At 59.0% G+C, this 2,072-nt stretch carries 3 protein-coding genes; all 3 read left to right on the top strand.

Annotation, left to right across the window (positions count from 1 at the left end; all coding sequences use genetic code 11):
* Positions 1–165 precede the first annotated feature (165 nt).
* Complete coding sequence (locus tag JCM25156_RS14690) at positions 166–624, top strand: hypothetical protein (RefSeq protein ID WP_025813666.1); 459 nt, start codon at positions 166–168, stop codon at positions 622–624.
* A complete protein-coding gene (locus tag JCM25156_RS14685; protein WP_025813664.1) occupies positions 624–956 on the top strand; it encodes a hypothetical protein in 333 nt (110 codons plus the stop codon). Before JCM25156_RS14690 ends, JCM25156_RS14685 begins: the two co-directional genes overlap by 1 nt.
* The coding region (locus JCM25156_RS24880) for a DNA-binding domain-containing protein (protein ID WP_034960092.1) at positions 956–2,072 on the top strand (1,117 nt) is incomplete at its 3' end. The genes JCM25156_RS14685 and JCM25156_RS24880, both read left to right, overlap by 1 nt.

Here is a 2,072-nt window from a genome sequence, read left to right as displayed (position 1 = left end):
TGAAATCGTGCGCCAGCTTGCTGGTCGCCCCAAGCCCACACCGCCGGGCGTGATTGAGAAGGTTGCGGGCATCTGGCGTAAGGCATCCCCTGCGGAGCGCAAGCAGATCATTGAATTCTTCGCCCCGCATCTTCCCGGCTACCAGACAGAAGAAAGGGCAGCAGCATGACCCGGAATGCGCCCGAACAGCTTTCCCTGCTGGACTGGGTTCCGCCCAATCCGGTTGTACGGTTTGACCCGCGCCTGATCCGCGCCAACCAGTTCACGTCGCGCCTGTCGCGCGCCATTTCCGTGTCGCTGGACACGTGTGGGCGGACGCGGGAGCAGATCGTGGCGGAAATGTCAGAACTGCTGGAAAGGCCCATCAGCATCAACATGCTGAATGCCTATGCCAGCGTGCAGCGTGAGGGGCACCAGATCAGCGTGCCCCGGTTTGATGCGCTGATTTCCGCCACGCAGGACCGGCGGCTGCTGGAATTCATGGCGGAGCCGTTCGGCTGGGCCGTGATTGAACGGCGCTACCTGCCAGCCATCGAACTGGCGGCGGTTTCTGAACACAAAAAGGAGCTTACGCGGCGGGAAAATGCCCTGCGGCGACAGGCTATGCGTGGGGGTAGCTGGTGATGAGCAAGCGGCCATTTAAGGTGGTTTATAAAAACACCGGAACCATAGAGCGTCCTGAACGGACATTGGAAATCGGTTCGATTGCCATCGTTCATGGGCGGAATGATCCTTACATTGCCGGGGCCGCCTTGGAAAAGGATGGAACTATCACCATTGGCGGGGAAGAATTCAGCTTTCTTGCACAGCTTGCGTTGTTTGCCTTGCAGGCACCGGGCAAGGATGCAGCCGCCCCGCATGAGGTCAATTCCTGGCTGGAAGGTTATCGGGCGGCAGCTTCGCGCGTCCGGACTATGCGCTATGCGAATTCTTCATCGGGTAGCGAGACGAAGTGATGGCGGGAATTGCACAGCAGCAGTGGTTTTCGCTAACCGAACTGGCGGCAATGGCGCTTCCCGCTCTCCCTGCTACCGAACGAAATATGCGTGAAAGATGCAACGCGGAAGGATGGTTGAACCCTGGACTTAAGGGTCAGACATGGCGTGAACGCAGCGGTCGGGGCGGTGGATACGAATTCACCATGTATTCCCTCCCGCTCCCTGCACAGGCTGCCCTGGTCATGCGGATGCAGGCCGCCAATCCGGCAGCACAGAAGCCGGACGCAGACCGCACGAGGCGCGAACGTGAAGACTTGTGGTGGCGCTTTGACGCCATGCCAGAAAACAGAAAGGACGAAGCCCGCCGGGCGTATCAGATACTGGATGCGGTGGAGACGCTGATCCAGCATGGCGTGCGCAAGAATTACGCGATCATACAGATTGCGGCGCTGCGCGGCGTGGGCACGACCACGATATACAACTGGTATCGGGACGTGCGTGGGTTGAACCGATGCGACTGGCTGGCCGCTCTGGCACCGCATTATGCCACGGCCAAGGCGCGCGCGGAGTGTCCCCGTGAGGCATGGGAAATCCTGAAAGCCGATTACCTGCGCCTGTCTGGACCGACCTTCAATGACTGCTACCGGCGCTTGCAGGGGCGAGCCAAAAAGGAGGGATGGAAGTTGCCATCATCAAAAACCCTGAAACGCCGCATGGATGCGCTAGGACCGGCGCTGCTGACCCTGTGCCGGGAAGGTAGCGACGCCCTGCGCCGCATGTTTCCCGCGCAGGAACGTGACCGGTCCATCTTCCATGCCATGGAGGCGGTGAACGTCGATGGTCATATCTTTGATGTGTTCGTCGATTATCCTGGTATTCAGAAGCCCATAAGACCCGTTTTGGTAGCCTTTCAGGATCTGTTTACCGGCATGATCCTGGCGTGGCGTCTGGATGTTTCCGAAAACAAGGAGATGGTCCGTCTGGCATTTGGTGATATGGTGGAACGCTATGGCATCCCGCAGAAATGCTATCTGGATAACGGCCGTGCGTTCGCAAGCAAGTGGCTCACCGGGGGTGTAAAAAACCGCTATCGCTTCAAGCTAAAGGATGAGGAGCCGCAGGGCATCATGCCGC

The sequence above is a fragment of the Komagataeibacter kakiaceti JCM 25156 genome (genome assembly GCF_000613305.1).
Note: the sequence above shows the minus strand (reverse complement) of the source record. Positions and strands in the feature narration are given on the sequence as shown.